Here is a 3,648-nt window from a genome sequence, read left to right as displayed (position 1 = left end):
TGCGACGACGTCTGCGCGGCGCTGGACATCTTCGAGGGACGACACCTCGACGGCTCGATGGAGGCGATGAAGGACCCGATGCGCCGCGAGAACCACGCGGTGGGCCTGCTCGCGGGCGCGCAGGCGGCGGCCGACCCCACGGTGCTGGCACCGGAACCCGAGGGCATGCCGTCCTGGCTGCCGTGGGCCCTCGGCGGCGCGGGGGTCGTGGGCGCCGGCGCGATCGGTGCGGGCGTCGCGGCGAGCCGCAAGAAGAAGGCGGCGACGGCGAGGGAGCGCTACGACCGGGTCTCCCGCGAGTACGGGCGGGTCGCGGGGGAACTGACCGGGCTGGACATCCGCGCCAACTCGCTCACGTCCCCGCTGGCAGACGACGAGCTGCGGTCACAGTGGGCGGATGTGCGGGACCGATTCCTGTCGCTGGACACCGTCATGGGGCGGATCGGCGACCTGCGGCCGGAGTCGACCGACGCGGAGTTCCGCGAGAAGGCCGACGACATCGAGACCGCGCACACCACGGTCGATCAGATGGAGACGGCGGAGAAGAACATCGACCAGCTCTTCCGCATGGAGCAGGGTGACGCGGACGTGCGCCGCCGCCAGCTCGGCGAGCTCCACGAGGACATGCTGGCCGCCGCGCTGGGAACCGAGGACGAGCGTCTCGCCGCCGAGGCCAGGGCCCTCGACGCGCGGGCGGACGAGCTCTCCCGGGACACGCAGGCCGCCGACTTCATGGACCGCTACGCACGGCTGGTGGTGGACTACCGGCTCGTGGTGGAGGCCATCCGGGCCCGCGAGATGGCGGATGTCGAGGCGGCGGACGACGCGGGTGACCGCCACGCGCCGAGGCTGTACGACCGGGACTGGCGCGCCGGCTACGGCTACAACGGCTTCGTGCCGTTCTACGTGGTCTCGAGCTGGCACGCCCACGACGTGCAGGCGGCCCAGGCGGCGAGTTCCACCAACACGAGCTACTCCAACGCCTCGTTCTCCGGTGGCGGCGGGTCGAGCGGGTACTAGACCCCCGGCCCGCCTCAGCCCTCGACGATCTCGACCGACTCGATCGTGTGCACGGTCCGCGGCGCGCCCTGCGGGCTGCCGTCGTCCTCGATCGCCGTGACGGCGTCCATCCCGTCGGTGACGGTGCCGAAGAGGCTGTAGGCCGGCGGCAGGGAGACGCCGGAGTCGCCGGTGACGATGAAGAACTGGGAGCCGTTGGTGTCCGGGCCGGCGTTGGCCATGGCCATGGACCCGATCTCGTACTCGCCCTCGGCGGGGAGCTCGTCGGAGAACTGGTAGCCCGGTCCGCCGCTGCCGGTGCCCTGCGGGTCGCCGCCCTGGATCATGAAGCCGGGGATCACCCGGTGGAAGGTGATGCCCTCGTAGTACTTGTGGCGGGCCAGGAAGACGAAGTTGTTCACCGTCTCCGGCGCCTTGTCCTCGAGCAGGTCCACGGTCACCACGCCGGCGTCGGTGGTGATCACGGCGGAGTAGTCGACCCCGGGGGTCAGGCACATCGGCGGGGCGGAGTCGAACGAGGTGATGCGCTCGTCGGTGCCCTCGGCGGGCGGGCACTCGACCGCGTCGGCCGTTCCTCCGTCGGACGCCTCGGCCCCGGTCTGCGTCCCCGCGGTCGTGCCGGTGGCCGCGTCCTCGGCGGGTGAGTCATCGGTGCCGCACCCGGCGAGCGCCAGGGGCACCGACAGGGCGAGGATGCCCAGGGCGGTGCGGAGGGTCGGACGGGGCCGGGCTGTGGCGGAGAGCTGCATGAGACAAACCTACGTGGCGCGTCCACGCCGCTGAACCCCCGGTTCCGCGTGGTGGGAGGGATCGCCCCGGCCCGCCGGGTACGATCGACCCGGCTTTCGACTAGGGACGGGGACTCATCCATATGCACCACCACGGCCACCACGAACTGGTCGACGAGGTCGAGCGGTCGGTCGCCGGTCTCGCGGACCCGATCGGCCGGGAGTGCCTCCAGCGGGTCATCCTGCCCCGGGCCGGCGAGCCGCTGGACGTGAGATCGCTCTACCTCGCCGAGGCCCCCACCAACGCCCGCCGCGCCCACTCCGCCGGCCGCACCACCCTGAGCGTCGGCGCGGACTCCGAGGTCTCCTTCGCCACCTACTTCAACGCCTTCGCGGCGGCGTACTGGCGTCGTTGGACGATCCTCGGTGAGGTGGTCCTGCGGCTGACGATCCGCGGCGCCGGCCGTGTGGACCTCTACCGGTCCAAGATCGACGGCTCGCGCATCGCGATCACCGGGGACGTCGTGGGCGAGCCGGGCGAGTCGGGGGCGGACCGGGTCACGACGGTCGAGTTCGTCTGCGACCTGGGCCCGTTCGAGGACGGCGGGTGGATCTGGTTCGACCTCACCTCCGACACGGACGTCGAGGTGCTCGCCGGTGGGTGGTACTCGGCCGTGGACGCGCCGGCCACCCGCCCGGACGCGGGCCCGGACGGCACCCCCGATCCGTCGGTGCAGGTGCCCAACGACCGCCGGGTGACCGTCGGTATCCCGACCTTCAACCGCCCCGGGGACGCGGTCGCGGCGCTGCGGGCGCTCACCTCCGACCCCGAGGTGGACGCGGTCCTGGACGCGGTGCTCATGCCGGACCAGGGCGACCGCAAGGTGCGTGACGAGCCCGGGTTCGCGGAGGCCGCCGAGTACCTGGGCGAGCGCCTGCGTATCTTCGACCAGCCCAACCTGGGCGGCTCGGGCGGGTACAGCCGCATCATGTACGAGGCCCGGCGGCTCACCGACTCGCCGTACATCCTCTACATGGACGACGACATCGAGATCGAGCCCGACTCGATCCTACGGGCCCTGGCCTTCGCCCGTTTCTCGCGCGTGCCGATGCTGGTCGGCGGCCAGATGCTCAACCTCCAGGAGCGCAGCCACCTCCACACCATGGGCGAGGTGGTGGGCGCGCACGACTTCATGTGGACCGCCGCCCCGCACGCGGACTACGACTACGACTTCTCCCGGTACCCCCTCACCGACCGGGAGAACCCCAAGGAACTGCACCGCCGGATCGACGTGGACTACAACGGCTGGTGGATGTGTCTGATCCCGCGGGTGGTCGCCGAGAAGATCGGCCAGCCCCTGCCCCTGTTCATCAAGTGGGACGACGCGGAGTACGGCCTGCGGGCGCGCCGCGCCGGCCACCCCACGGTCTCCATGCCGGGTGTGGCGATCTGGCACATGGCGTGGTCGGACAAGGACGACGCGATCGACTGGCAGGCCTACTTCCACCTGCGCAACCGGCTGGTGGTGGCGTCGCTGTACCACGACGGCGACCACAAGGGCATCATGCAGTCGAGCCTCAAGGCGCTGGTCAAGCACCTGGTGTGCCTCGAGTACTCGACGGTGGCCATCCAGATCGAGGCCATCCGCGACTTCCTGCGAGGACCGGAGGCGCTCTACGAGCTGCTGCCGACGGCCCTGCCCAAGGTGCGGGCGATGCGCGCGCGGTTCCCCGACGCCGTGGTGATCCCCTCGGCCGTGGACCTGCCCGCGCCCTCCGGCGGCCCGGCCGGGATCCACTCCGAGCCCCGGGGCCCGGTCCGCAAGGCCCTCGCCCTGGGCAAGGGGCTCATCCACACCCTGAGCCGGGACGACAAGGCGCACCACGAGGTGCCGCAGGA

General features: G+C 71.7%; 3 protein-coding genes. 2 read left to right on the top strand and 1 reads right to left on the bottom strand.

Annotated features, from left to right (window positions below):
* The coding region (locus G6018_RS12785; RefSeq protein WP_182639799.1) for a DUF5129 domain-containing protein at positions 1-1,020 on the top strand (1,020 nt) is incomplete at its 5' end.
* A gap of 14 nt (positions 1,021-1,034) precedes the next feature.
* Here G6018_RS12785 and G6018_RS12780 read toward each other — a convergent pair.
* A complete protein-coding gene (locus tag G6018_RS12780) occupies positions 1,035-1,769 on the bottom strand; it encodes a peptidylprolyl isomerase (protein WP_179524230.1) in 735 nt (244 codons plus the stop codon).
* A gap of 122 nt (positions 1,770-1,891) precedes the next feature.
* On the opposite strand from G6018_RS12780, the gene G6018_RS12775 reads away from it, so the two are divergent.
* Positions 1,892-3,648 (top strand): glycosyltransferase (locus G6018_RS12775; protein WP_241732092.1); only part of this gene is annotated, 1,757 nt, incomplete at its 3' end.

The organism is Dietzia sp. DQ11-44, from assembly GCF_014145205.1.
Taxonomy (GTDB): domain Bacteria; phylum Actinomycetota; class Actinomycetes; order Mycobacteriales; family Mycobacteriaceae; genus Dietzia; species Dietzia natronolimnaea.
This window is presented reverse-complemented; position numbering and strand designations above follow the sequence as displayed.

Coding starts and splice junctions, on each gene's coding strand:
- G6018_RS12780 (WP_179524230.1), bottom strand. CDS start 1,769: ATGCAGCTCTCCGCCACAGCCCGGCCCCGTCCGACCCTCCGCACCGCC.